18 protein-coding genes are annotated in these 24,032 nt (G+C 69.8%); 12 read left to right on the top strand and 6 right to left on the bottom strand.

Annotated elements, in window-relative coordinates; translation table 11 throughout:
• Positions 1–79: 79 nt before the first annotated feature.
• Positions 80–1,576, bottom strand: a complete 1,497-nt coding sequence (locus tag ACFWN7_RS06200) for a M28 family metallopeptidase (RefSeq protein ID WP_376937873.1) — start codon at positions 1,574–1,576, stop codon at positions 80–82.
• A 231-nt stretch (positions 1,577–1,807) separates the two neighbouring features.
• Here ACFWN7_RS06200 and ACFWN7_RS06195 point away from each other — a divergent pair, with 231 nt between their 5' ends.
• Together ACFWN7_RS06195 and ACFWN7_RS06190 are read left to right on the top strand one after the other, a co-directional pair.
• Positions 1,808–2,515 (top strand): YqaJ viral recombinase family protein, encoded by a 708-nt coding sequence (locus tag ACFWN7_RS06195; protein WP_376937872.1) that lies wholly within the window; start codon positions 1,808–1,810, stop codon positions 2,513–2,515.
• Positions 2,512–3,318 (top strand): alpha/beta fold hydrolase, encoded by an 807-nt coding sequence (locus tag ACFWN7_RS06190; protein WP_376937871.1) that lies wholly within the window; start codon positions 2,512–2,514, stop codon positions 3,316–3,318. The genes ACFWN7_RS06195 and ACFWN7_RS06190 overlap by 4 nt, the downstream gene beginning before the upstream one ends.
• A gap of 42 nt (positions 3,319–3,360) precedes the next feature.
• Here the strand turns inward: ACFWN7_RS06190 and ACFWN7_RS06185 are convergent, their stop codons facing one another.
• The 3 genes from ACFWN7_RS06185 to ACFWN7_RS06175 all read right to left on the bottom strand — a co-directional run bounded on the left by ACFWN7_RS06185 (position 3,361) and on the right by ACFWN7_RS06175 (position 6,000).
• Positions 3,361–3,915, bottom strand: coding sequence for a Pr6Pr family membrane protein (locus ACFWN7_RS06185; RefSeq protein WP_376937870.1), 555 nt, complete (start codon positions 3,913–3,915; stop codon positions 3,361–3,363).
• A 91-nt stretch (positions 3,916–4,006) separates the two neighbouring features.
• A complete protein-coding gene (locus tag ACFWN7_RS06180; protein ID WP_376937869.1) occupies positions 4,007–5,293 on the bottom strand; it encodes a DUF2254 domain-containing protein in 1,287 nt (428 codons plus the stop codon).
• 107 nt (positions 5,294–5,400) lie between these two features.
• Complete coding sequence (locus ACFWN7_RS06175; RefSeq protein ID WP_376937868.1) at positions 5,401–6,000, bottom strand: GNAT family N-acetyltransferase; 600 nt, start codon at positions 5,998–6,000, stop codon at positions 5,401–5,403.
• A gap of 52 nt (positions 6,001–6,052) precedes the next feature.
• On the opposite strand from ACFWN7_RS06175, the gene ACFWN7_RS06170 reads away from it, so the two are divergent.
• A complete protein-coding gene (locus ACFWN7_RS06170) occupies positions 6,053–7,432 on the top strand; it encodes an ATP-binding protein (RefSeq protein WP_376937867.1) in 1,380 nt (459 codons plus the stop codon).
• A gap of 177 nt (positions 7,433–7,609) precedes the next feature.
• On the opposite strand, the gene aceB is transcribed toward ACFWN7_RS06170, so the two are convergent.
• On the bottom strand, positions 7,610–9,304 hold the full coding sequence (gene aceB, locus ACFWN7_RS06165; RefSeq protein ID WP_376937866.1) for a malate synthase A: 1,695 nt from the start codon (positions 9,302–9,304) through the stop codon (positions 7,610–7,612).
• Positions 9,305–9,437: 133 nt separating this feature from the next.
• Complete coding sequence (gene aceA, locus ACFWN7_RS06160) at positions 9,438–10,781, bottom strand: isocitrate lyase (protein WP_376937865.1); 1,344 nt, start codon at positions 10,779–10,781, stop codon at positions 9,438–9,440.
• Positions 10,782–10,980: 199 nt separating this feature from the next.
• On the opposite strand from aceA, the gene ACFWN7_RS06155 reads away from it, so the two are divergent.
• The 9 genes from ACFWN7_RS06155 to ACFWN7_RS06115 all read left to right on the top strand — a co-directional run bounded on the left by ACFWN7_RS06155 (position 10,981) and on the right by ACFWN7_RS06115 (position 24,025).
• Positions 10,981–11,181 (top strand): type II toxin-antitoxin system VapB family antitoxin, encoded by a 201-nt coding sequence (locus tag ACFWN7_RS06155; protein ID WP_376937864.1) that lies wholly within the window; start codon positions 10,981–10,983, stop codon positions 11,179–11,181.
• A 2-nt stretch (positions 11,182–11,183) separates the two neighbouring features.
• On the top strand, positions 11,184–11,576 hold the full coding sequence (locus tag ACFWN7_RS06150) for a PIN domain nuclease (protein WP_376937863.1): 393 nt from the start codon (positions 11,184–11,186) through the stop codon (positions 11,574–11,576).
• Positions 11,577–11,662: 86 nt separating this feature from the next.
• On the top strand, positions 11,663–12,670 hold the full coding sequence (locus ACFWN7_RS06145; protein WP_376937862.1) for a hypothetical protein: 1,008 nt from the start codon (positions 11,663–11,665) through the stop codon (positions 12,668–12,670).
• A gap of 596 nt (positions 12,671–13,266) precedes the next feature.
• Positions 13,267–14,319, top strand: coding sequence for a LacI family DNA-binding transcriptional regulator (locus ACFWN7_RS06140; RefSeq protein ID WP_376937861.1), 1,053 nt, complete (start codon positions 13,267–13,269; stop codon positions 14,317–14,319).
• A 208-nt stretch (positions 14,320–14,527) separates the two neighbouring features.
• The gene (locus tag ACFWN7_RS06135) at positions 14,528–18,949 is read left to right on the top strand and encodes an endo-alpha-N-acetylgalactosaminidase family protein (RefSeq protein WP_376937860.1); all 4,422 of its coding nucleotides are present in this window, start codon (positions 14,528–14,530) and stop codon (positions 18,947–18,949) included.
• Positions 18,950–19,233: 284 nt separating this feature from the next.
• Positions 19,234–20,736: a helix-turn-helix domain-containing protein gene (locus ACFWN7_RS06130; RefSeq protein ID WP_376937859.1), complete on the top strand. Its 1,503-nt coding sequence runs from the start codon at positions 19,234–19,236 to the stop codon at positions 20,734–20,736.
• 275 nt (positions 20,737–21,011) lie between these two features.
• A complete protein-coding gene (locus ACFWN7_RS06125) occupies positions 21,012–22,457 on the top strand; it encodes an NAD(P)/FAD-dependent oxidoreductase (protein ID WP_376937858.1) in 1,446 nt (481 codons plus the stop codon).
• Positions 22,454–22,813, top strand: a complete 360-nt coding sequence (locus ACFWN7_RS06120) for a cupin domain-containing protein (RefSeq protein ID WP_376937857.1) — start codon at positions 22,454–22,456, stop codon at positions 22,811–22,813. Before ACFWN7_RS06125 ends, ACFWN7_RS06120 begins: the two co-directional genes overlap by 4 nt.
• A gap of 3 nt (positions 22,814–22,816) precedes the next feature.
• Complete coding sequence (locus ACFWN7_RS06115; protein WP_376937855.1) at positions 22,817–24,025, top strand: P1 family peptidase; 1,209 nt, start codon at positions 22,817–22,819, stop codon at positions 24,023–24,025.
• Positions 24,026–24,032 lie beyond the last annotated feature (7 nt).

Here is a 24,032-nt window from a genome sequence, read left to right as displayed (position 1 = left end):
CGGGCACGGGAACGGCCCGGACGGCGCATCGCCGTCCGGGCCGTCAGTGCCTCCGGGCCGTCAGGCCCGTCGGATCCGCTCAGCGGACCAGGTGGCTGCCCCAGTACTCGAAGTCCTCCACCGAGATTTCGGCACTCCGCATCATGCGGCTGCCGTCCTCGAAGAAGCCCGAACGCGTGCGCGCCAGCGTCATGATGGAGTGCGCCGCCGCGTCACCGAGCTCGAAGAGCGCGGCGGTCGACAGGTTGTTCACCGTGTCGCACGCCTGGTGGTAGCAGGGGTCGTACGGAGCCCCTGCCGTTCCGCCGTACACGGCTGCCTGCTCCTCGGTCTTCAGACCCTCGGCGCCGCTGAACAGACCACCGGCCGGAATGCCCGCGGCGATGAAGGGACCGTAGTCGGATCGTCCGTCGAACGCGGTCGGGTCGCTCGCGAGACCCTGTCCGGCGAAGTATTCCGTGAAGATCGACTCGATCTGAGCCGATCCGGGAGGACCGGCCTCACCCTCGGGGTCTGCCGAGCCGTCGCCGTCATAGACGAAGCGCACGTAGTTGGTCGACCCGAGCATGTCGAAGTTGAGGTTCGCGTAGATCGTCGACAACCCGTCGTCGCTCAGGTTGTCGACGTAGTACGTCGACCCGAGTAAGCCGTTCTCCTCGGCGCCCCAGAACGCGAAGCGCAGCTGCTGCCGCGGCTTGATGCCGAGCTTCGACATCTGGATCGCCGTTTCGAGGATGACGCTCGACCCGCTGCCGTTGTCATTGATCCCGGGCCCGGCGGTCACCGAGTCGAGGTGGGCCCCCACGACGACGACCTTGTTCGGATCGCCCTTCTTGGAGTCGGCGAGCACGTTGACGGTCGTGCGCGTCTCGGAGACCGTCGAGGTCGCGATCGAGACGACCACCGGCCCCGCCTGGGTCGCCTCGTACAGGGCGACACCGTCGGCATAGCTGATGCCGACGACGGGCACGTCGACGGGTCCGCCGAGCGTCACGCCCGAGAGCAGCTCGGTGCGACCCGGGTTGCCCTCGTTGAAGATGACCGCTGCGTCGTAGCCTGCCGCCACAGCGTTGGCGACCTTCTGTTCGAACGTGCAGCCGCCGCGCTGGATGAGCGCCACGGCCGGCTCGGCGGGCGCGGGCACGAAGTCGGTCGGGAGGCATCCGGATGTCGAACTGGGCGTCGGCGTGGCGGGGATGACGATGTTGGTGGTCGGCACGAGCTCGCCCGTGACCTCACCGCTGCCGGAGTACTCCATGGTCGCCGATTCGTAGTCCGCCGGATTCGGGGACACCTGGCTGAGCGTCGACGGCCCCGTCTCCTCGTAGTACGGGAACTCGAACTCCTGCTGCGTCACGTCGTACCCGGCCCGCGTGAGCTGGTCGGTGACATAGGCGGCCGAGGCGTCGAATCCGGGAGTTCCGGAAGCTCGGGTGCCGCCGTTGTTGTTGGCGATCCGCTGGAACACGCGCTCGTGTTTCAGGATGCTGTTCACCGTGACCGCATCGCGCAGCCTCTTGGTGTTGACTTCGTCGATGGCGGCGACGGCCGATGTCGCCGGGATCAGAACGGCCACTGCAATCAGCCCGGTCAAGGCCAACGCTTTTCTTCGCACGATATCTCTCCTCTTCGAGCACAATCGCGACCCCCGTTTTGGGGGCACTTCCTCGACACTCCCCCACGATGGGATGAGAATGGGAGAACCGTTACCTGATCGTGATATTCGATCGCAGATCGGCGGGCACACACGTCGTCGAAGTGGCTTCGTCAGCACGTCGGCGACGGCGCCCGGGAGTACCCTCGAACCGTGCCCGATACGCCCTTCGCCCTCTTCGACCTCGAGGGTGCTGCCACGGCGGTCCATGTCACGACGACGCCGAGACGGTATCCGCACGAGGCCCGCATCGTGGCGGACTCGAACGACCGGGTGGCCTGGATCCGCGAGCGTTCCCGCGGGATCACGGCGACGGATGCCGCGAAGCTCTCATCCCGCGCCGCTGTGCGCTCGGCGGCGTGGGAGAAGCTGCACGGCACCCGCGGATTCGGGGGGAGCCGGTTCACCGACCACGGCCGCACACGCGAGCCCGTGATCGCCGAGTGGGTGGTTCGCACGCACGGCATCGAGCCGTCGACGCTGCTCTACCACGCGGCATCCGATCGCCGTCATCTGGCAACCCCCGACGGCCTGCGCGTCACCGCCGACGGCACTCCCGAGCTCTGCGAGATCAAGACGACCTCGCGCCCGTGGCGCGGCATCCCGCGCGGCTACCTGCGCCAGGTGTGGTGGCAGCAGTACGTGCTCGGCGCCGAGCGCACGCTCGTGGTGTGGGAGCAGCACGACGACTTCCGGCCGGTCGCCGACGAGCCCCGATGCCGCTGGGTCAACCGCGACGACGACCAGATCGCGATTCTCGTGCGACTCGCCGACGAGCTGCTGGCGGCCTTGCGGCCGAGCGGTGCCTCGGCGGAGGAGCCGTCGCCGAGGGCGTTCTACCGACCGGGTCCGCTCGCGTGACGACCGTGCTGCTGCACGGGCTCGGCGCCGACCGGCGCCAGCCCCTCGGCCTCTTCGAATCCGTCGTCGAAGACGTGTCGGACCCCGACGAGCTCATCGTCGCTCCAGACGTGCGCGCCCACGGCGGGTTCCTCGCCGTCGGCGAACCGGCCGACTTCGAGCTCGACCGGCTCGCCGCCGAGGTGTGCACGCAGGTGCCCGTCGTCATCGCGGAGGCCGGCCGAGGCGTGCTCGCGACATCGGAGCCGGTGACGATCATCGGCATCTCGATGGGCGCGGCGATCGCGTTGCGTATCGCGCTCGCCGGCCGCCTGCCGGTCGCGCGCGCCGTCTTCGTGCGGCCCTCATTCGACGACCGGTCGCTGCCCGAGCACCTCCGGCCGTTCCCGGTGATCGGGCAGGTCCTCGTCGACGCCGGGCCCGCCGGCGTCGCCGAGTTCGCGGAGCGGGCGCTCTACCGGCGCATCGCAGCGGAGTCACCGGCCGGCGGCCGTGCCCTCCTCGCCCAGTTCCAGGCTCCGGATGCCGCGAGGCGGGCGATGCGGCTCGTCGAGATCCCGCGCAACCGCGCGTTCGAAACCGACGCGCAGCTCGGGGAGCTCGCGGCACGCGGCATCCGCTCGCTCGTGGTCGGCGCCTTGCGCGACCCGGTGCACCCGGTGCCGGTGGCCGAGCGATGGGCCGGCGGACTCGGCGCCCCCATGGAACTCGTGCCGGGCCGCGACGACGGGCCGGCCGCCCAGACGGCCGCCCTGCGCGAGCGCGTCGGCCGCTGGCTGCGCGGGAACGAGCCCTGTCGCTGACCGGGGCTGCACGGCCGACCGCGGCCGAACGGCTGAGATCGCTCAGGCCGCGAGGGCCCGCTCCCTCTCGTCGACCTCGGCGGGCTCGTGCGGCCACGGCGTGCGGCTCAGCGCGATGATGCCGGCGCCGACGAGCAGGATGAACGCCGCGATCGCGATGACGTAGAGCGCGACGCCCCGGTAGCCCGCCTCCTGCGCCGGGTTCAGGAACGGGTAGGGATACCACCCGACGACCGCGCCGCGGACCATCGAGTACGCCGCCCACGCGATCGGGAAGATCGCGATGGTCCAGAGCCGCGCCCACGGCACGTGGCGACGTCCGGGGGCGAGCACCCAGTCGAGCACGACGAAGAGCGGCGCCCACACGTGCAGGATCTCGTTCGACCACGGCACCGTCGTGGCCTGGTCGAGGGAGATGTCGCGCAGCAGCAGGTTGTAGACGACGAACGTCGTGGCCATGTACGACACGACGCAGGCGCGCACCAGGTTGACCCGGTCGGGGTCGGCCTGCCGAGTGAACGCGAACCACGCGCCGATGAGGAGCGCGATCGCCGCCGCCGCCGCGAGCAATCGCAGAACCCCGAACAGCCGTCTCATCCGCATCCACCGTCTCCCGCGGCATCCGCCCGTCCGCGTCGTTCACTGTGCAGCACAGCCCCCGTGCAGCACAGCGGCGCACGGCGAACAGTTACGGCTTCGCGGGCTCGCTGCCGGACGCACCGATCCCGCTTCCGTCGATGCCCGAGGCGACTTCGATGTCATGGTCGTCGTGGTACGCGCGCTCGACGGCAGCGAGGAGGAGGTCGCGTTGGACCTCCAGCGCGGGGCGCCGATCCTCGGGTGCGACGGTGAGCAGGTCGTTCAGGGCGGCGTGGATGCGACGTGCCACCTGCGGTGAGCCGGCGCCGGCGAGCCGGATCTCGGTGAAGGCCAGGCGAACGTAGTCGTCCCAGGTCATCACCTGCTCGATGAGGCGCAGGTCGCCGTTCTCGTCGTAGTGACGGCCGTCGGGGAAGTTCCGCAGAACCAGTTCCCGCAGGCAGTCGTGCAGCCGGTCGATGGCCTGCACGGACGTCGTCGGATCCTGCCATGGCGCGTCCGCGAGGGCCCGGTCGGCCATGTCGACGAGCAGCCGCATGCCGTAGGCGACGTCCTGTTCCAGCGTGCGCTCGAAGCGGAGGATGATGCCCGCGTGCACCTGCTCGAGGTCGAGACGCGCTGGGTCGCCCTCGATGCGGAACAACCGGCCCCCGGCCGGGACGAACTCCCCGAGGGCGGGCACGAGCACCAGGGTGCAACCCGCCTGCCGAGCGGTCTCGACGAGCCGTTCGTACCCGATCTGGGTGACGACCCCGGAGATCTCGGACGTGACGATGCTCGGGTCGGCGATGTCGGGCACGGGCTCCTCGTCGGGGTAGACCTTGTTGATGAGCTTGCGGGTGTTGTCGCCCGCGATCTCGACGAGCGCCGACACCCGGAGCGCCTGGCCGATGTGGTGGATGTAGACCACGAGCACGGCGATGCTGATCAGGGAGAGCACGAACGTCGTGAGTATCGCGACGCCCGGCACCTGTCCCGGCTCACCAGGGCTGGGAAGCTTGACCTCACGGATGGTGAGAAGCGTGTGCACGAACGTCGCGACGAACAGGCCGATGGCGAACTGGCTCGGCCGGTCGCGCAGCAGGCGCTGCACGATGCGGGGAGAGAACTGACCCATGGCCAGTTGCACCACGACCAGGACGATCGTCAGCACCAGCACGGTGAGGTTGACCATCGAGGTGGCCACCGTGGTGAGGATCTCGAGTGCCGCCTCGGGGTCTCCGATGAGGTTCGGGGACACCAGCTTGTAGTCGCTCGCCCGGTCGATCGCGATCGTCGAGAACGAGATCACGATCCCGACCAGGACGCACACGACCGGGATGAGCCACAACGACGTCAGGATGTTCCGCCACTGCTTGTAGAAGCTGATCTTCATGCCACTCCCCGGAATGAGGCCGCCGACGTGGCCGGGCCGGTACGCGGACCAAGCGTAGCGACGCGGGCGGCATCAGGGCAGGGGGTTGCGCGGAGCCTCGACCGCATTCAGACGAGCGGATGCTCCAGCACCCAGTCGTGCTCGATGCGGTCGCCGAGCGTGAAGTGCTTGCGCCCGACCTTGGCGAAGCCGTGCCTCTCGTAGAAGCGGATCGCCCGCCCGTTCTGCTCGTTCACGCCGAGCCACGCCGACGCCGCACCCGCCGCCGCCGCGGCCTGGAGGGTCGCCGTCATGAGCGGCGCCGCGACGCCCGTGCCGTGCGCCGCCGCCCGCGTGTAGAACTTGCTGAGCTCGATCGCGGGCCGCCCGGCGACGGCGGCCGTGGCATCCGCATCGCCCGGTTCGCCCGGTTCGCCCGGTTCGCCCGGTTCGCCCGCTTCGCCCGGTTCGCCCGGTTCGCCCGCGACGAGCATGGCGTACCCGGCGAGCCGGCCGCCGGGTTCCTCCGCGACGAGCAGCGTGCGATTCGCGTCGTCGAGGTACTCCGCGAACCGCTGGGGCGTGAAGTGCTCGGCGATGAAGGATTCGATCGCCGCAGCGGTGGTCGACGGAGGGCACGCGAGCGGGAAGGTCTCGGCCGCGAGATCGGCCAGCGCCGCGGCATCCGACGATCTGGCCGGTCGGATCGTGATCGTGATCTCTGACACGATCACCGATTCTTCCAGAGCGCGCGCCCGCCGGCGGTGGCATGATCGGCCCATGGATACCACCTCAGCCCCGGTCACCGCGCGCTCCGACGACGGCCGTTCGTTCGTCGTCGCGGATGCCTCGGGCAGCGCCTTCGTCGCCGGATCGCTCGTCATCGTCACCGCCGACGAACGCCGGCAGCTGGGACTGGTCGAGGAACGTTCCGAGACCTCGCCGGTGCGACTTCGCGGGCGGCTCATCGGCGAGCTCGCCGCCGACGGCATCGACACGCGCGCGAGCCACGCCTTCGAGTCGGGGGCGCTCGACCCGGTCGACGAGGCCACGGTCGAGCAGCTCCACGCGACGACCGGCGCAGAGCTCGAGGTGGGCGTCAACCTCACGCCGCCCGGGGGCCCCGCGCGCCTGCTGCCGAAACGGTTCAACCGGCACACGTTCTGGTGCGGGCAGAGCGGCTCGGGCAAGACCTACGCGCTGGGCGTGGTGCTCGAGCAGCTCGTCGCGCACACGGCGCTGCCCATCGTGATCTTCGACCCGAACTCCGACTTCGTGCGGCTCGGCGAGCTCAACGCCGATGCGAAGGGCCCGACCGCCGAGGCGCTCGCGGGGCGCGACATCCGGGTGCTCAGACCGCACGGCCGGCCCGGGAGTGAGCTGCGTGCGCGCTTCCTCGACCTGCCGTTGCCGTCGAAGGCGGCGATCCTGCGACTCGACCCCGTGGCCGACCGGGCCGAGTACAACGCGCTCGTGCACCTGCAGGATGTGCTGCGCCAGGGCGAGCTCGAAGATCTCCTCCCCATGCTCCGCAACCGTGCGACCGAGCCGGGTCACCCGCTCGCCCAGCGCATCGAGAACCTCGCCGTGCTCGAGTGGGAGGTCTGGGCCGGCGAGGCGACCGCGGTCACCGACGTCGTCGGCGAGCGTCCGGATGCCACGGTGCTCGACCTCGGCGGATTCTCGACGCCCGAGCAGCAGCTCGTGGTCGCCCTCGCCCTGCTCGACGACCTGTGGGAGCGCCGTGAGGAGCGCCGGCCCGTGCTCCTCGTCATCGACGAGGCGCACAACCTCGCCTCGCCGAACCTCGACTCGGCGCTGGCCGTGGCCGTGCGCGAGCGGCTCCTGCAGATCGCCGCGGAGGGACGCAAGTTCGGGCTCTGGATGCTGCTGTCGACGCAGCGGCCGTCGAAGGTGCATCCCGGGATCATCAGCCAGTGCGACAACCTCGCGCTCATGAAGATGAGCTCGCCCGTCGACCTCGGCGAGCTCGGCACCTACTTCGGCTACGCGCCCGCCGCGCTGATCGAGCGTTCGCCGTGGTTCCGGCAGGGCGAGGCGCTGTTCGCCGGCGGCTTCGTGCCGACACCCTCGCTCGTGAAAATGAACCCGAGGCTCACGCCCGAGGGCGGCACCGACGTCGGCGTGCCGCTGCGCTGAGCTCTGGGCGCGCGAGAGCGGATGCCGCAGGCTGTGCCCGCGGCATCCACCCCTCGATTGCATGACTTCGGGCTGTTCGCATGACGCATCTCGTGGAAGTCGTCATGCGTACAGCCCATCGTCGTGCAATCGAGGGTTCGGGTTCGGGTTCGGGTTCGCAGAAACCAGGTGGCTCGCTCAGAGGAATCGCGCGTATGCCCCCACGGTGAGGAACGTCGGGAACTCGGGCTCGAGCGCCACGGTGCGGAACACCGAGATCGCGTCGTCGAAGCGGTCGCCCTCGAACCGCGGCAGCTCGGCCACCGAGGCCGCCATCAGGCGCACGATCGAGGTCTGGTCGATGCGGGTGCCTTCGGCGGTGACGGTGTTGTCGTGCAGCCACTGCCAGATCTGGGAGCGCGAGATCTCGGCGGTCGCGGCATCCTCCATCAGGTTGTCGATGGCCGCGGCGCCCGTGCCGCGCAGCCACGACTCGAGGTAGCGGATCGCGATCGAGATGTTGTCGTGCACGCCGGCCTCGGTGACCTGACCGCCCACCGACGGGATGTCGAGCAGCTGCGCCGCCGTCACCTCGACATCGTCGCGCAGCCGGTCGACCTGGTTCGGCCGGTCGCCGAGCACGGCGTCGAACTCGGCGCGCGCGGTGGGGATGAGGTCGGGGTGCGCCACCCAGGTGCCGTCGAAGCCGTCGGATGCCTCGCGACGCTTGTCTGCGGCCACGGCGGCGAGCGCGCGCTCGGTGACCTCGGGGTCGCGGCGGTTCGGGATGAACGCGCTCATGCCGCCGATGGCATGCGCTCCGCGCCTGTGGCATGTCTGCACGAGGAGCTCCGTGTACGCCCGCATGAACGGCACGGTCATGGTGATCGACTTGCGGTCGGGCATCACCCAGCGGCGGCCGCGCGAGCGGAACGTCTTCACGATCGAGAAGATGTAGTCCCAACGGCCGGCGTTCAGGCCGGAGCAGTGGTCGCGCAGCTCGTAGAGGATCTCGTCCATCTGGAATGCGGCCTGAATCGTCTCGATCAGCACGGTCGCGCGCACAGTGCCCTGCGGGATGCCGAGCGCCTGCTGTGCGTAGACGAAGATGTCGTTCCAGAGCTTCGCCTCGCGGTGCGACTCGAGCTTCGGCAGGTAGAAGTACGGGCCACGGCCGGCAGCGATGAGGGCCTTCGCGTTGTGGAAGAAGTACAGCCCGAAGTCGACGAGCGAGCCCGACGCGTGCATCGCGCGCCCCGCCCGGTCGTGGAACCTCAGGTGCTTCTCGACGAGGTGCCAGCCGCGTGGCCGCATCACAATGGTCGGGGTCTCGGCTGCGGTGACGCGGTACTCCTTGCCCTCGGGGCTCGTGTAGTCGAGGTTGCCGCGCAGGAAGTCCCGCAACGTCAGCTGGCCCTCGATCACGTTCGCCCACGTGGGGCTCGTGGCATCCTCCTGGTCGGCGAGCCACACCTTCGCGCCCGAGTTCAACGCGTTGATCGCCATCTTGCGGTCGGTGGGGCCGGTGATCTCGACGCGTCGGTCCTCGAGGCCGGGTGCGGCCATGGCGACGCGCCACAAGGAGTCGCGCCGGATCCACTCCGTCTCGGGCAGGAACTTCGGGTCACGGCCGTTGGCGGCGTCGACGCGTGTCTGCAGACGCACGGCGAGCAGCTCGTGCCGTGTGTGCGCGAAGCGATCGTGCAGCTCCGCGAGGAACCGCAGCGCCTCGGGCGTGAGGATCTCGTCGTACCGCTCGCCGAGCGGCGCGGTGACCTCGATGCGGGGCTGCACCGTGCGGAAGCTGCCGGCGGGCTCGGGCTCGAAGCGGGGGGCGGATGCCGCGGCATCCGTTCGGTCGCGCTCGATCGTCATGGCGGGTGTCGTGTTCATGGTCGTGACTCCTTGCGTCATCGGCCCGCTCCTCCCCGTTTGCATGACTCTTGGCCGTTTGCATGACGCGTTGGTCGGAACTCGTCATGCAAACTCGCCGCAGTCATGCAAACCGGGAGGGGGCGGGGGTGGGTCAGTGGTTGAACTGGTCTTCCTCGGTCGATCCGACGAGGGCGAGGGTCGCGCTGTGAGGGTTCAGCGCGGTGGCGATCTGGTCGAAGTAGCCGGTGCCGACCTCGCGCTGGTGGCGCGTGGCGGTGTAGCCGGAAGCCTCCGAGGCGAATTCCGCCTCCTGGAGCTCGACGTATGCGGACATCTGGCGGTCGCGGTATCCGCTCGCGAGCTCGAACATCGAGTGGTTCAGCGAGTGGAAGCCCGCGAGGGTGATGAACTGGAACGCGTAGCCCATCGACGCGAGCTCGCGCTGGAACTTCGCGATCGTGGCGTCGTCGAGGTGGCGCTTCCAGTTGAACGAGGGCGAGCAGTTGTACGAGAGGCGCTTGCCCGGGAACTTCGCGTGCACGGCCTCGGCGAAGCGGCGCGCGAGGTCGAGGTCGGGCTCGGCCGACTCGACCCAGAGCAGGTCGGCGTACTCGGCGTAGGCGAGGCCGCGGGCGATCACGGGCTCGATGCCGTTCTGCACCTCGTAGAAGCCCTCGGCCGTGCGCTCACCCGTCACGAACGGGCGGTCGCGCTCGTCGTGGTCGCTCGTGAGCAGGGTCGCGGCGAGCGCGTCGGTGCGGGCGATGATGATCGAGGGGACCCCCGCGACATCCGCCGCCAGACGGGCCGCGTTGATCGTGCGGATGTGCTGCGACGTCGGCACGAGCACCTTGCCGCCCATGTGGCCGCACTTCTTCTCGCTCGCGAGCTGGTCCTCCCAGTGCACACCGGCGGCGCCCGCCTCGATCATCTGGTGCATGAGCTCGTAGGCGTTGAGCGGCCCGCCGAAGCCGGCTTCGGCGTCGGCGACGATGGGGGCCATCCAGTCCTTCTGTTCGGTCCCTGAGCCTGCCGAAGGGTCCTGCTCGATCTGGCCCGCCCGCAGCAGCGCGTTGTTGATGCGGCGCACGACGGCCGGAACCGAGTTGGCGGGGTAGAGCGACTGGTCGGGGTAGGTCTGGCCGCTGAGGTTGGCGTCGGCCGCGACCTGCCAGCCGGAGAGGTAGATGGCCTTCAGGCCCGCGCGCACCTGCTGCACGGCCTGGTTGCCGGTGAGGGCGCCGAGCGCGGCCGACCACTCCGGGTCCTCCATGCGCTCGAACGCGGTGCCGGTGTTGCGCTGGATGTCCTCCCAGAGCTTCTCGGCGCCCCGCTCGGCAAGGGTGCGCTCCTCGCGGACCGGACCGCGCAGGGCGATCACGTCTTCGGCGGTGTAATCGCGCTTGACGCCCTCCCAGCGGGGGTCGGCGTCCCATTCGAGCTGCAGCTCGGCAGCGGTCTGGGTCTGGTCGCCGGGGCGGTTCGCGGTGCTCATGGTGTCCTCCGAGTGGTGTTGAGCGGATGCTTCGGTGTGGCCGTCGGGCGTCTGCTTCGGCGCCCGTCCGTGGGTCTGTGGCATCCACTCTGCGCCCGGTCGGAGGGGGCGGACCGACGAATCGGAGGGTGAACTTTCCAGGTTCTTCTGGCACACAGAATTCACGCCCTCTGGACGGCAGGAGGTGTATCGTTGGTGTATGGCACGCACCAACATCGATCTCGACGAATCCGCGGTCGAGGCGGTCATGCGGCGGTTCTCCTTCACGACCAAGCGAGAAGCGGTCAACTATGCGCTGCGAGCGGTGGCCTCTGAACCGCTCGATGTCGCTCGCGCGCTGGCGCTGGAGGGCTCCGGCTGGGATCTCGACCTCGACGAACTCCGCGAGACACGGGCGTAGGCGTGCTCGTCGATACGTCGGCGTGGATCGAGTTTCTGCGCGCGACCGGCTCGGTCACACACGTGGCCGTTCGCAATCGCATCGGTGAAGATGCACGCCTGGTGACCTGTGACCCGGTGATCATGGCAGTGCTGGCGGGCGGGCGCTCAGAGGAGCATGTCGTGGAACTGCGTGGCCTTCTCGCTCGGGCCGAACTCGTGCCGACGATGCCGACGGACTGGGATGACGCGGCCCGCATCTACCGCGCAGGCAGACGTCGGGGCGTGACGATCCGCAAGCTCGTGGACTGCCTCATCGCTGCGATCGCATTGCGCGTCGGCGCACCGGTGCTCCACAATGACGCCGACTTCGATGCACTCGCGCAGGTTGTTCCGCTGACTGTCTCGCGAGGATAGCGGGCACCGGATCTTCACACCGCGGAAACCGACCCGCACGGAGGTATGCTGGCGAGCACCCCGAAGACGTCCAGGAGGCTCACCGCGTGCTCGTTCTCCATGCCTTCTGGGTGCCGGGAGAGGGTGCTGGTGTGTGGGCGGAGGACTCCGACCTCGCGGTGACCAGCCCGAGCCAGGCGCTGCGCAGAGCGCGCCCGCATCCCTTCGCCGTGCCGGCGGGGACCCTCTCGACCCTGGTGGGCGGGACGGCGTCGACGAGCACACTGTTGCTGCCCTCGCTGCGCCGATCCCCGCTCGACTCGCCCGAGCTCTTCCGCATCTCGCCGAGACAGCACAACGGATCGGCGCCCTCAGCGCTGGAGTGGACCGTGCCGGTAACCCTCCTCGACCTCGCAGGGGCCGGCGACGCCCTCGCCCGCTTCGCCGATCCCAGCGGCGCAACCACCGACGATGACAACGCAGCCTCCGACGATCCGGTGCGCGACGCCGACGTACGTCCCGCTGCCTCGGTGCGCCACCTCGCCGAGCTCTTCCGCTACGCCGAGGAACTCGTCGACCGCGGACGTGTGTTGCCGACGCTGGCGGGTGACGAGCACGGCGCGAACGCCCACTGGCGCGTCGTACTGACGGGTCCCGACGCGGCCGCGGCATCCGCTCTCATCGCCGACATGCCTCCCGCGCTCAGGGCGGCGAGCCCCTCGCAGAGCCCTGCCGCCCTCGCGACCGGCGCGCTCGACGCGATCACCGACGCCCTCGTGCGTCGGCGGCTGCCCACCTCGTTCCTGCCCCGACGTCGCGGCCGGCGCCCGGCGCGGCTGCCGGCCATCGAGGCGTGGCTGGACGCGCTCACCGGTCCAGCGCCGCCATTCGGTCCAGAAGCGCGTGCGAGCGACGCCGATACCGGCGATGACCAGCCCGATACCGAGCACCATCGACGCGATTCCGTAGGCCGCATCGAGCGGTGCCGTCGCGGCCGACGGGTGCACGGCATCCGCCAATGGGATGGCCCACAGCTCGCACGCGGTGAGCAACGCCATGCCGGCGAAGGCGATCCAGGTGCCGATCCGGCCTGGAACCATGCGAGTCGCGGGTGACAAGGCCAGAGCGACGAGCCCGACGCCGAGTCCTGCATGGTTGACGACGAACGACATGTGGGCGATCGCGTGCCCCGTGGCATCCAGTGGGTGGCTGAAGACCGCAGGCGGCACCGCGGGCGGGACGAGCACCAGGATGACGGCCCCCATGAAGCCGAGAGCCGCAGCCGCGATGGTGATCCTGCCGGCGGCGCGGGTGAAGGAGACGGTGGTACGTGGCGCGGTGATGGTGGACATGCCGAGACGTTACGAATGGCGGCGTGAACGCGGCATCCGTGGAAACGCGGATTCCAGGTCAGTCGAAGGTCTCGACGTATGTCTCCGCCGCGGCCAGGCTCTTCTCAGTGAGCGCGCCGTCCTCGGCGATCGGCTCCGACGGTGTCGGCGGTTGTGAATCAGTCGAACGGGATGCCGCCACTCAGCGGGGTTGCCGCGACGGGCTGGACCGTTCATGGCACAGATTGTTATCGATACCAAGCACGTTGTTCGCCCCCTCATTCGTGGGTCTGCCCAAGTCCGGGCGCTCCCCGCGATCAGTGCATAGTGAGCGATATCATCTAGCTGGGCAGACCGGCCGTTCCGACCGAGGAGTACGCATGAGCATGAAGAGCCAGGCCCGCTCCCGCGGACCGTCGCGTTCTCCCAGCATGGCGGATGTCGCGGCCCACGCGGGCGTCTCGGCACAGACGGTGTCGCGCGTCCTGAGCGGACACCCGAACGTGCAGGATGCCACAAGGTCTCGAGTGCTCGCGTCGGTCGATGCGCTCGGCTATCGGATGAACAGCGCGGCACGAGCCCTCTCCTCCGGACGCAGCCGCACGATCGGCGTCGTCATGCTCCCCACCGTCGACTACTCGAGCGCCGCGCTGACCCAGGGTGTGGAAGCCGCCGCGCGCGGTGCCGGCTATGCCGTGACGATCTCCACCTGCAGCTCGCTCGATCCGGCGGCGATCGCCGAGGCGATGTCGCGCCTCGACAACCAGTCGGTGGACGGCATCGTGCTCGCCGTGCCGGTGCCCACCGCCACAGACCAGGTCGAGTCCATCGCACGACGCATCCCGACCGTGACGATCGACGGATCGCGAACGGTCTCCTCCGAGGTCGTCGCCATCGATCAGGTCGCCGTCGGCAGGCTGGCCGCGGAGCATCTGCTCGAACTCGGCCATGACACGGTCTGGCACATCGCCGGTCCCGAGGGCTGGCTCGATGCCATCGGCCGCACCATCGGCTGGCGCACCGCGCTCGAGGCGGCCGGCCGCGACACACCTCCGCTCCTTCACGGTGACTGGTCACCCGAGAGCGGCTACCAGGCCGGTCTCGTGCTCGGTCGCATCCTCGAGGCGAGTGCGGTGTTCGTCGCCAGCGACGAGATGGCGTTCGGCGCGATCCGCGCGCTTCACGAGCTCGGCCGGCGCGTGCCCGAGGAGATCTCGGTGGTCGGCGTCGACAACATCGCGCTCGCGGCGTACTGCAGCCCTGCCCTGACGACGGTGGCGCAGCCGTTCGGAACCATCGGCGGATTGGCGGTCGAGCACCTCGTGCGTCGCATCGAAGACCCCGACGCCGCACCGAGTTCGACCGACGTCGTGCCGAATCTCGTCGTGCGCGCCAGCACGGCTCCGGCAGCCCAAGCGGCACCGCGCTCCTGAGCCGAGATCGCCGTTCGCGCCGGGCCCCCGGTTGATACCGATAACCATCAGCCTGCAACTCTTCGAATCAAGCTGCCCAGAAGCGCTTGCATCTGGCCGAGGCATCCGTCATCATCGTCGTTGATACCGCTAACATTCGGCGGGCATCATCCGATCGGAACGCCGACGGAACACCGACGTCCCGCGGGGCAAAGCACTTGGAGCCAGGATGCCTTTACGAAGTTTCATCGACCGATTCGGAAAGATCGGCCTCGCGGGCGTGCTCGCGGCCGGCGCCCTGATCCCGCTCTCCGCTGCGCCCGCTTCGGCCGGGGAGTCCGACGCGGCTGCCGCAGCGACATCGGGCGTCACCGTGCCCGACGGGCAGTTCCTGCTCCGTTCGGGCGACCTCGACGTCGCGGTGTCGAACGCGTTCCCGCAGGTCATCGGCTACACCGATCGCGAATCGGATGCCTCGCTCTCGGGCAACCCCGACATCCTCTCGAGCCTCCTCGTCAACGGCACGGCCGAGCCCGTCACCGTGACCTCGACGCAGCACGACACGAAGCGCGTCGACTACACGCTCACGCCCGCGAACCTCGCCGGCGTCGTGATCGAGGCGCGGCTCAGCGTGAAGGGCAACGTCGTCACGTTCGCCGTGACGAAGGTCACTGACCCCGGGGCGGTCGTCAAGACCCTGCAGATCCCGGGGCAGAACCTCGTGACCGTGTCGTCGGCCGAGGCCGGGGCATCCGTCGCCGTGGCGAACCTGTCGGTGAACCGCAACGTCTCGGGTGACGCGTTCATCCCGGTGACCGCGCAGACCCCGCTCGACGCGGCGCCCCAGGGATCGAACGCGATCATCGCGAACACGTCGCAGCTCGCCGCGGCGTTCGCGACGAACGCGCTCTACGACACGTCGAGCGGCGCGGCGAACGATGACGCGGGCAACTTCTTCCGCCAGGCCGTCAGCGACGGCGCCGGCGGCGTCGAGATCGGCGTCTCGAGCGGGCCGTGGCTGTACCGCGCCGACCGCTCGACCACGACCGAAGAGCTGCCGTGGGCGAAGGTCGCCATCACGCCCGACGCGAACGACGACGGCACGGTCGACTGGCAGGACGGCGCGATCGCGATGCGCGACATCCGCGTCGCCCCGTTCAAGGGCGACCAGACGCCCGACAACGTCGTCACGCACATCCCGTTCAACTTCGCCTCGCAGGCGACGCATCCGTTCCTGCGCACCCTCGACGACGTGAAGCGCGTCGCGCTCGCGACCGACGGCCTGGGCCAGGTCGCGATGCTGAAGGGCTACACTAGCGAGGGCCACGATTCGGCGAACACCGACTACGGCGACAACTTCAACGAGCGTGCGGGTGGTCTCGACGACCTGAACACGCTCGCGAAGCAGGGCGAGAAGTGGAACGCCTCGTTCGGCGTGCACATCAACGCGACCGAGATCTACCCCGAGGCGAAGTCCTTCTCCGACGGGCTCGCGAACGAGAACTCGAAGGGCTGGAACTGGCTCGACCAGTCCTATTACATGGACCAGCGCGAGGACATCGTGTCGGGCACGCTCGACGAGCGCATCGGCGAGCTCGCCGACGCGACCCACGACAACCTCGACTTCGCCTACGTCGACGTGTACTACCAGTACGGCTGGCTCGCGCAGAAGATCCAGGACTCGCTCACCGACCACGGCTTCCGCGTGGGCTCCGAGTGGGCCGACAAGCTCAGCGAGAACAACACGTGGTCGCACTGGGCGAACGACGAGAAGTACGGCGGATCAAACAACAAGGGCGTCAACTCGCAGATCCTCCGGTTCGTGAACAACACGCAGGCCGACGTGTGGAACCCCGACCCCAAGCTCGGCGCGCCGCACCTCGTGGAGTTCGAGGGCTGGACGAACCAGAACGACTTCACCGCGTTCCTGCAGAACGTGTGGGTCTCGAACCTGCCTGCGAAGTTCCTGCAGCATGAAGAGATCATGCGCTGGACGCCCGAGCAGATCGACTTCACCGGCGGGGTCAGCGTCACGGGCGCGACCGCGGCCGAGCGCAACGTCACCGTCGACGGTGTCAGCGTGCTGCAGGGCGACACGTACCTGCTGCCGTGGGCGTCGAAGGACGGCCAGAAGGGCGACAACCCGAAGGTCGACAAGCTCTACCACTACAACCCCGCGGGCGGCGCCTCGACGTGGACCCTCACCGACGAGTTCTCGGGCGAGCGCTCGCTGCAGCTGTTCAAGCTCACCGACACCGGTCGCGAGAAGGTGGCGGTTGTCCCGGTGGTCGACGGCCAGGTCACGATCGAAGCGGATGCCGCTCAGGCGTACGTGCTCGCGGCCGGCACGAAGCCCACCTCGGGCAGCGACCTGCCGAAGAAGACGCAGTTCGGCGACGGAACCGGCGTGGTCGACCCCGGATTCAGCGCGGGAAACCTCGACGCGTGGAACCCCACGGGCGGCGCGACCGCCGCACGCGACGACCTCGGCCGTCGTTCCGCGACCCTCGGCACCGACGCGTCGTCGATCAGCCAGAAGCTCGGCAAGCTGAAGCCGGGCACCTACTCGGTGAGCGCGTGGGTCGAGGTGGAGCCCGGCCAGACCAGGCCGACCACCCTCTCGGTCGAGCTGCCGAAGGGCGGTTCGCAGGCCGTGACGATCGACTCGTCGGGCGCGACCAACTACGTCGCGGCCGATGAGATGCACGGCACCAACATGCAGCGCCTGCGCGTGCTGATCGACGTGCCGAAGGGTGGCGCGAAGCCGACGCTCACCATCGGCGCCGAGGCCGGTGAGGCATCCGTTCGCATCGATGACGTGCGCGTCATCGAGACCAGCCGTGCCGACCTGCCCGAGGGCGCGATCTACGCCGAGGACTTCGAAGACGTCGACCAGGGCTGGGGCCCGTTCATCAAGGGCGACGCCGGCGGATCGACCGACCCGCGCACGCACATCTCGGAGCGCAACGAGCCGTTCACCCAGAAGGGCTGGAACGACCGGGCGATCGACATGGTGCTGAACGGCGACTGGTCGCTCATGGCGCACGAGGAGAACCGCGGTTCGCTCAGCCTCGTGTACCGCACCTCGGAGTACACGATCCCCTTCGAGCCGGGCCACCGGTACAAGGTCTCGTTCGACCACCAGAGTTCGAAGGCGGGGGAGTACGCCTGGGTCTCGGGCTATGACGGCGCGACCGGTCCGGTGGTGACCCAGTCGCAGACGATCGGCGAAGCCACCGAGACCACGCGCTTCGAGCAGATCGTCGACGCGAGCTTCTGCGGCGACACGTTCGTGGGCCTGCAGCGCACCGGTTCGGGCGGCGGGGCCGACGTGATCCTCGACGACCTGCTCGTCAAAGACCTCGGCGTCTCGGATGCCGTGCCCGCGTGCGCCCAGCTGAGCGGCGACCTCACACCCGACGTCGTCCAGCAGGGCGTGCCGGCAGAGTTCGTCACGACCCTCACCTCCGACGAGCCGGCCGACATCGCGGATGTCGCGGTCACGCTCGACGTGCCCGAGGGCTGGACGGCCGAGCCGACGGATGCCGCGACCGCGGCCACCCTCGCGCCGGGCGCCTCGCTCGTGACGCACTGGAGCGTGGTCGCCCCGGCGAGCGCCGACGGCGCGTACGCGTTCACCCCGAACGCCACGTACACGACCACGACCGAGCCGTTCGGCGAGCGCAGCATCTCGACCGAGGTCGAGGTGCGCACCCTGCCCGCGCCGCCGCAGGCCGACGTGTTCGCGAGCGACCACCCGTGGGTGAGCGCGACGAACGGCTGGGGGCCGGTCGAGCGCGACCGTGCCAACGGCGAGCAGGGTGAGGGCGACGGTCCGGCGCTGACCCTGAACGGCATCGTCTACGAGAAGGGGCTCGGCGCCCACGCACCGAGCACCGTACGCTACTACGTCGGCGGCTACTGCACGGCGTTCACCGCGCAGGTCGGCATCGACGACGTGCAGAAGACGCGCGGCTCGGTGCAGTTCAGCGTGATCGCCGACGGCCGCACGGTCGTGACCACGCCGGTGCTCGGTGCGACGTCGGCGACCGTGCCGATCAACGCCGACATCAGTGGCGCGCAGTACGTCGAGCTCGTCGCCGGCACCACGCCCGATGGCAACGGCAACGACCACGCCGACTGGGCCGACGCGAAGTTCGCCTGTTCCGACGAGCCGACCGAGCCCGGCGGCCCGGTCGTGCCCACCGGCACGGCGTTCGTGAGCGACCTGCCCTTCGTCTCGTCGACGAACGGGTGGGGGCCGGTCGAGCGCGACCAGTCGAACGGCGAGGACGCGGCCGGCGACGGGTTCCCGCTCACTGTCGGCGGCACGGTGTTCGCGAAGGGCCTCGGCACGCACGCCGACTCGAGCGTGAAGGTGCTGCTCGGCGGAGCGTGCTCGGCCTTCACCGCGACCGTCGGTCTGGACGACTCGCACGATACGAAGCAGAACGGCGACGTGATCTTCATCGTGCGGGGCGACGGCGTCGAGCTCACCCGCACCGGGGTGATCGGGTGGAACGACCCGGGTGTCGAGCTCGACGTCGATGTCACGGGCGTCGAGCACGTCGAGCTCGTCGTCGACCGCAATGCGGACGACGCGGGCGACGACCACGCCGACTGGGGGAACGCGAAGCTCGAATGCGCGTGACGGAAACGACTGCCTGAGAGCGGTCGGCGGATGGCCGGTGGGGGTTGCTCCTCACCGGCCATTCGCATTGTCCCGATCACCCGCCGAGACGTCAACCAGCTTCCGCTCGCTCGGCCGCCGGCGTAGCGTCCGACAGCGGGAGGGCAGACGAATGAGATACGGATACAAGCTCTCGGCCGAGGGATACGGCGGATGAGCAGCTTCCCGTGCTCTTCGGCGATCGGCGCAGAACTTTCACGGTTCTTCTGTTTGCGGCAACCGCCCTCCCATGTGACCATCGATGCATGGTCACCGCCGATCGCACCGCCCGCACGGCTCTCGCAGCCGCCGCCATCGAGCCCGCCGACGAGCGCGACGAGGTCGACGCGCTCACCCTCGGGCGCCGCATCCGCGACCGGCGCACCGCGCGTGGCATGACGCTCGGCGCGCTCGCGAACGCGGTCGACCGGGCGCCGTCGCAGGTCTCGGCCATCGAGAACGGCAAGCGCGAGCCCCGGCTGTCGATGCTGCGCACGATCGCGCTCGCGCTCGGGACATCCGTCGACGAACTGCTTCGAACGGATGCCCCATCGGAGCGCGCGGCGCTCGAGATCGCCGTCGAGCGAGCCCAGCGCGGGCCGGTGTTCGCCGCACTCGGCCTCCCCCAGTTCCGCGTCGGCAAGGGGTTCAGCGACCAGACCCTCGAGACGATCCTCGCGCTGCACCACGAGATCGACCGGCTGCACCGCGAGCGCGCCGCAACGCCAGAGGAGGCGCGGCGCGCGAACGCCGAACTGCGCGCCGAGATGCGCGCCCGCGACAACTTCTACCCCGAGCTCGAGCAGAAGGCCGCCGAGCTCCTCGACGCGGTCGGGCACGCGGGCGGGCCGGTGTCGCACCAGCTCGTGGCCGACATGGCCAGCCATCTCGGCTACTCGCTGCACTACGTCGGCGACCTGCCGCATTCGACCCGCTCCGTGACCGACAAGCACAACGGCCGCGTCTACCTGCCGACGCAGCAGTCGCCGTCGCGTGACTCCCGCTCGCCCATCCTGCAGGCCCTCGCCTCGCACCTGCTCGGGCACGAGGAGCCGGGAAACTACGGCGAATTTCTGCGCCAGCGCATCGAGACGAACTACCTCACCGCGGCCATCCTGCTACCCGAGCAGGCGGCGGTGCGCTTTCTCAGCGAGGCGAAGAACCTGCGCCGCATCTCGATGGAGGAGCTCCGTGACGCCTTCGCCGTCTCGTACGAGACGGCCGCGCACCGGTTCACGAATCTCGCGACCGCGCGCATCGACATCCCCGTGCACTTCACCAAGGTTCACGAGTCGGGCACGATCATCAAGGCGTACGAGAACGACAGAGTGCGGTTCCCGTCCGACGCGCTGGGTGCGATCGAGGGCACGACGATGTGCCGCAGCTGGACGGCCCGCACGGTGTTCGACGTCGAAGACCGGTTCAGCCCCTGGTATCAGTACACCGACACCCCGTCTGGCACGTTCTGGTGCACCTCGCGCATCGAGAAGGCCAAGGAGGGCGAGTACTCGGTGTCGGTGGGCGTGCCGTTCGAGCACGTGAAGTGGTTCCGCGGACGCGAGACGCCGCATCGCGCGGTCTCGCGCTGCCCCGACGAGTCGTGCTGCCGCCGGCCGCCGGGCGCGATGGCCGAGAAGTGGGCGGATGCCTCGTGGCCGGCCGCCCGCACGCCCACCTCGCTGCTCGCGGCGCTCCCGACGGGCACGTTCCCCGGCGTCGACCAGACCGAGGTGTACCAGTTCCTCGAGGCGCACGCGCCGCGCGCCTGATCCTCACCCTCGCTTCCCTGCCCCTGCCCCACCCGCCCGCGCCCGCTCGCACCTTGGGTTTGCATGACTTCGGGGGGATTGCATGACGTGTTCGCGCTCGCGCGTCATGCAAACCGCCCGAAGTCATGCAATCCGACCGGCCGGAGGCAGGCACTCCGGCCGCGTCGTCATGCAAACCGACCGACGGCGAGCGGATGTCGGGACACGACGCCCTGGCGCCACGGCGACCCCCCGCGGGAGGATGGACGCACCACAACCGCATCGGAGTGATCCCCGTGGGAACCACCGTCTTCGAACGACGCCGGCCGCCGGCATCCGTCATCGACCACTCGCTCGCCGACACGCGGCACTCGGTGTTCTGGCGCGACGACCTGCCCGATGACCTGAAACCCACCCGGCCACGCCTTGCGGGCACGAAGGTCGCCGACCTCGTCGTCGTCGGCGGCGGATACTGCGGCCTCTGGACCGCCCTGCTCGCGAAGGAGCGCAACCCCGGGGCACGCGTCGTGCTCGTCGAGGCGAAGCGCATCGGCTGGGCGGCATCGGGTCGCAACGGCGGCTTCTGCGAGGCGAGCCTCACGCACGGGCACGAGAACGGCGAGGCGCGCTGGCCGAAGGAGATGCCGCTGCTCCACCGCCTCGGGCTCGAGAACCTCGACGCCATCGAGGCGAGCGAGCCGAAGTTCGGCATGGACTTCGAGTTCGAGCGCACCGGCCAGTTGACACCCGCCATCGAGGAGCACCAGCTCGACTGGCTGCACGAGTGGGCCGCCGAAGCGGCCGCGGCCGGCGACGACGTCGTGTACCTCGACCAGGCGGCGGTCCAGGCATCCGTCAGCTCGCCGACGTACCTCGGCGCGGTCTGGGAGAAGCGCACGAACGCCATGGTGCACCCCGCCCGGCTCGCGGCCGAGCTCGCCCGGGTCGCAGAGGAGCGCGGCGTCGAGATCTTCGAGGGCTCGCCCGCGAAGCGGCTCGACACCCCCGGCTCGACGGGCGCCGTCAGCGTCGTCACCGACGGCGGACGGGTCGACGCGAAGCACGCGGCGCTGGCGACGAACGTGTACCCGTCGCTCCTGAAGCGCAACCGGCTGATGACCGTGCCGGTCTACGACTACGTGCTCATGACCGAACCGCTGTCGGCGGAGCAGTTGGCCTCGATCGGCTGGAAGCACCGCCAGGGCATCGGCGACATGGCGAACCAGTTCCACTACTACCGGCTGTCGAAGGACAATCGCATCCTCTTCGGCGGGTACGACGCGATCTACAACTACGGTCGCCGGGTCCGCGAGGAGTACGAGAACCGCCCCGAGAGCTGGCAGAAGCTCGCCAGTCACTTCTTCACGACGTTCCCACAGCTCGAGGGCCTGCGATTCAGCCACCGATGGGCGGGCGCGATCGACACGTGCACCCAGTTCACGGCCTTCTTCGGCACCGCGCGCGATGAGCGCGTCGCCTACGCGGCGGGATTCACCGGCCTGGGCGTCGGCTCGACCCGGTTCGCCGCCGAGGTCATGCTCGACCTGCTCGAACGCCGCGACAACGAACGCACCTCGCTCGAGATGGTGCGAAAGCGCCCGCTGCCGTTCCCGCCCGAGCCGGCCGCCGCGCTCGGCATCAACGCGACCCGCTGGTCGCTCGACCGGGCCGACCACAACCGCGGCAGGCGCAACCTGCTCCTGAAGACCCTCGACGCACTCGGACTGGGGTTCGACTCATGAGCGACCTTTCCCGTCTGCATCCGGGCGTGATCACGGATGCCGCATCCGCCCGCATCGAGCATGAAGCCGTCGCACCCGACCAGATCGTCGCCGGCGCGCCCACCACAGGGCACCTCGTGCTCGACGACGACGGCTCCCGCACGGTCGGCGTGTGGGAGATGTCGGTCGGCGCGATGCGCGACGTCGAGGCCGACGAGGTCTTCGTGGTGCTCGCGGGCGCCGCGACCGTGGAGTTCGAGCACCCGGTCGCAGACCCGATCATCCTCGCGCCGGGCTCGGTGGTGCGCCTCACCGCGGGAATGCGCACGATCTGGACGGTGCGGCAGACGCTGCGCAAGGTCTACCTGGCGCCCTGAGCCATGACCGACCGTCTCCGCGCGCGCGACCTCGGAGTCCCGTTCGACGGCACGCCCGGACCGCACGACGCGATCACCGATGTGCCCGGCGTCGAGGTCGGGTACGTCACATTGATCAGCGGTGGGGCATCGGATGCCTCGGACGCGGCGGCCGGCGAGGCGTCCGCCGGTGGCGCGGCGACCGGCGAGGCATCCGCCGGCGTCGCCCGCACGGGGGTGACCGCGATCCTCCCCCGCGGCCGGGCCGGCGTCGGCGTGCCGTGCGCGGCGGGCACCTTCTCGCTGAACGGCAACGGCGAGCTCACCGGCCGCACCTGGATCGACGAATCGGGCGCCCTCGCCCTGCCGATCACGATCACCAACTCGCACGCCGTCGGCGCGGTGCACCAGGGCGTCGACGAGTGGCTGCAGCGCACGCGCCCCGACCTGGCGGCGCAGTGGCTGCTGCCCGTCGTCGGCGAGACCTGGGACGGCTACCTCAACGAGATCAACGCCGGGCACGTCCGCCCTGAACACGCCGGCCAGGCGCTCGACGCCGCGGCCGGCGGCCCGATCGCCGAGGGCAACGTCGGCGGCGGCACCGGCATGAACTGTTATGGCTTCAAGGGCGGCACCGGCACGGCATCGCGCATCGTCGCAGACGGCGCGGACCCGGATGCCACGCGGTACACGGTCGGCGTGCTGCTGCAGGCGAACTTCGGCGATCGCGCCGAGTTGCGGCTCGCGGGCAGGCCGCTCGGCCGCTCGTCGGCGGCGCCGAATCCGATCGAGGACACCGACTGGTTCGCACGCGACGGCGAGCGCGCCAGGGTCGCTCGCGGCGCCGGCAGCGTGATCGTGATCGTCGCGACGGATGCCCCGCTGCTGCCGGGCCAGTGCGAGGCGCTCGCCCGCCGCGTGCCGCTCGGGCTCGCCCGTACCGGCACCGCGGGCAGCCACTTCTCGGGCGACATCTTCCTGGCCTTCTCCACCGCGAATCCCGGCGCGCTCACCTCGCAGCTCGGGCGTACGGATGCCGCAGGCCCCGCGCCGCTCGAACGGCTCGACTTCCTGCCGTGGGGGCGCATCGACCCGCTGTACACGGCCACCGTCGAGGCGGTCGAAGAGGCCGTCGCGAATGCCCTCGTCGCGGCGCGGGACCTCGACGGCCGCGACGGGCACGCGAGCTTCGCGCTGCCGCACGACGAGGTGCGGGCGGCGTTCGCCGGCTGACCGGCGT

The sequence above is a fragment of the Agromyces sp. NPDC058484 genome (assembly GCF_042720415.1).
Classification (GTDB): domain Bacteria; phylum Actinomycetota; class Actinomycetes; order Actinomycetales; family Microbacteriaceae; genus Agromyces.
This window is presented reverse-complemented; position numbering and strand designations above follow the sequence as displayed.

What these genes read in the sequence shown, in the direction of transcription:
- ACFWN7_RS06140 (WP_376937861.1), top strand. Translation starts at nt 13,267, where the DNA reads ATGAGCATGAAGAGCCAGGCCCGCTCCCGCGGACCGTCGCGTTCTCCC.
- ACFWN7_RS06120 (WP_376937857.1), top strand. Translation starts at nt 22,454, where the DNA reads ATGAGCGACCTTTCCCGTCTGCATCCGGGCGTGATCACGGATGCCGCA.
- aceB (WP_376937866.1), bottom strand. Translation starts at nt 9,304, where the DNA reads ATGAACACGACACCCGCCATGACGATCGAGCGCGACCGAACGGATGCC.
- aceA (WP_376937865.1), bottom strand. Translation starts at nt 10,781, where the DNA reads ATGAGCACCGCGAACCGCCCCGGCGACCAGACCCAGACCGCTGCCGAG.
- ACFWN7_RS06130 (WP_376937859.1), top strand. Translation starts at nt 19,234, where the DNA reads ATGGTCACCGCCGATCGCACCGCCCGCACGGCTCTCGCAGCCGCCGCC.
- ACFWN7_RS06115 (WP_376937855.1), top strand. Translation starts at nt 22,817, where the DNA reads ATGACCGACCGTCTCCGCGCGCGCGACCTCGGAGTCCCGTTCGACGGC.
- ACFWN7_RS06185 (WP_376937870.1), bottom strand. Translation starts at nt 3,915, where the DNA reads ATGAGACGGCTGTTCGGGGTTCTGCGATTGCTCGCGGCGGCGGCGGCG.
- ACFWN7_RS06170 (WP_376937867.1), top strand. Translation starts at nt 6,053, where the DNA reads ATGGATACCACCTCAGCCCCGGTCACCGCGCGCTCCGACGACGGCCGT.
- ACFWN7_RS06180 (WP_376937869.1), bottom strand. Translation starts at nt 5,293, where the DNA reads ATGAAGATCAGCTTCTACAAGCAGTGGCGGAACATCCTGACGTCGTTG.
- ACFWN7_RS06155 (WP_376937864.1), top strand. Translation starts at nt 10,981, where the DNA reads ATGGCACGCACCAACATCGATCTCGACGAATCCGCGGTCGAGGCGGTC.
- ACFWN7_RS06135 (WP_376937860.1), top strand. Translation starts at nt 14,528, where the DNA reads ATGCCTTTACGAAGTTTCATCGACCGATTCGGAAAGATCGGCCTCGCG.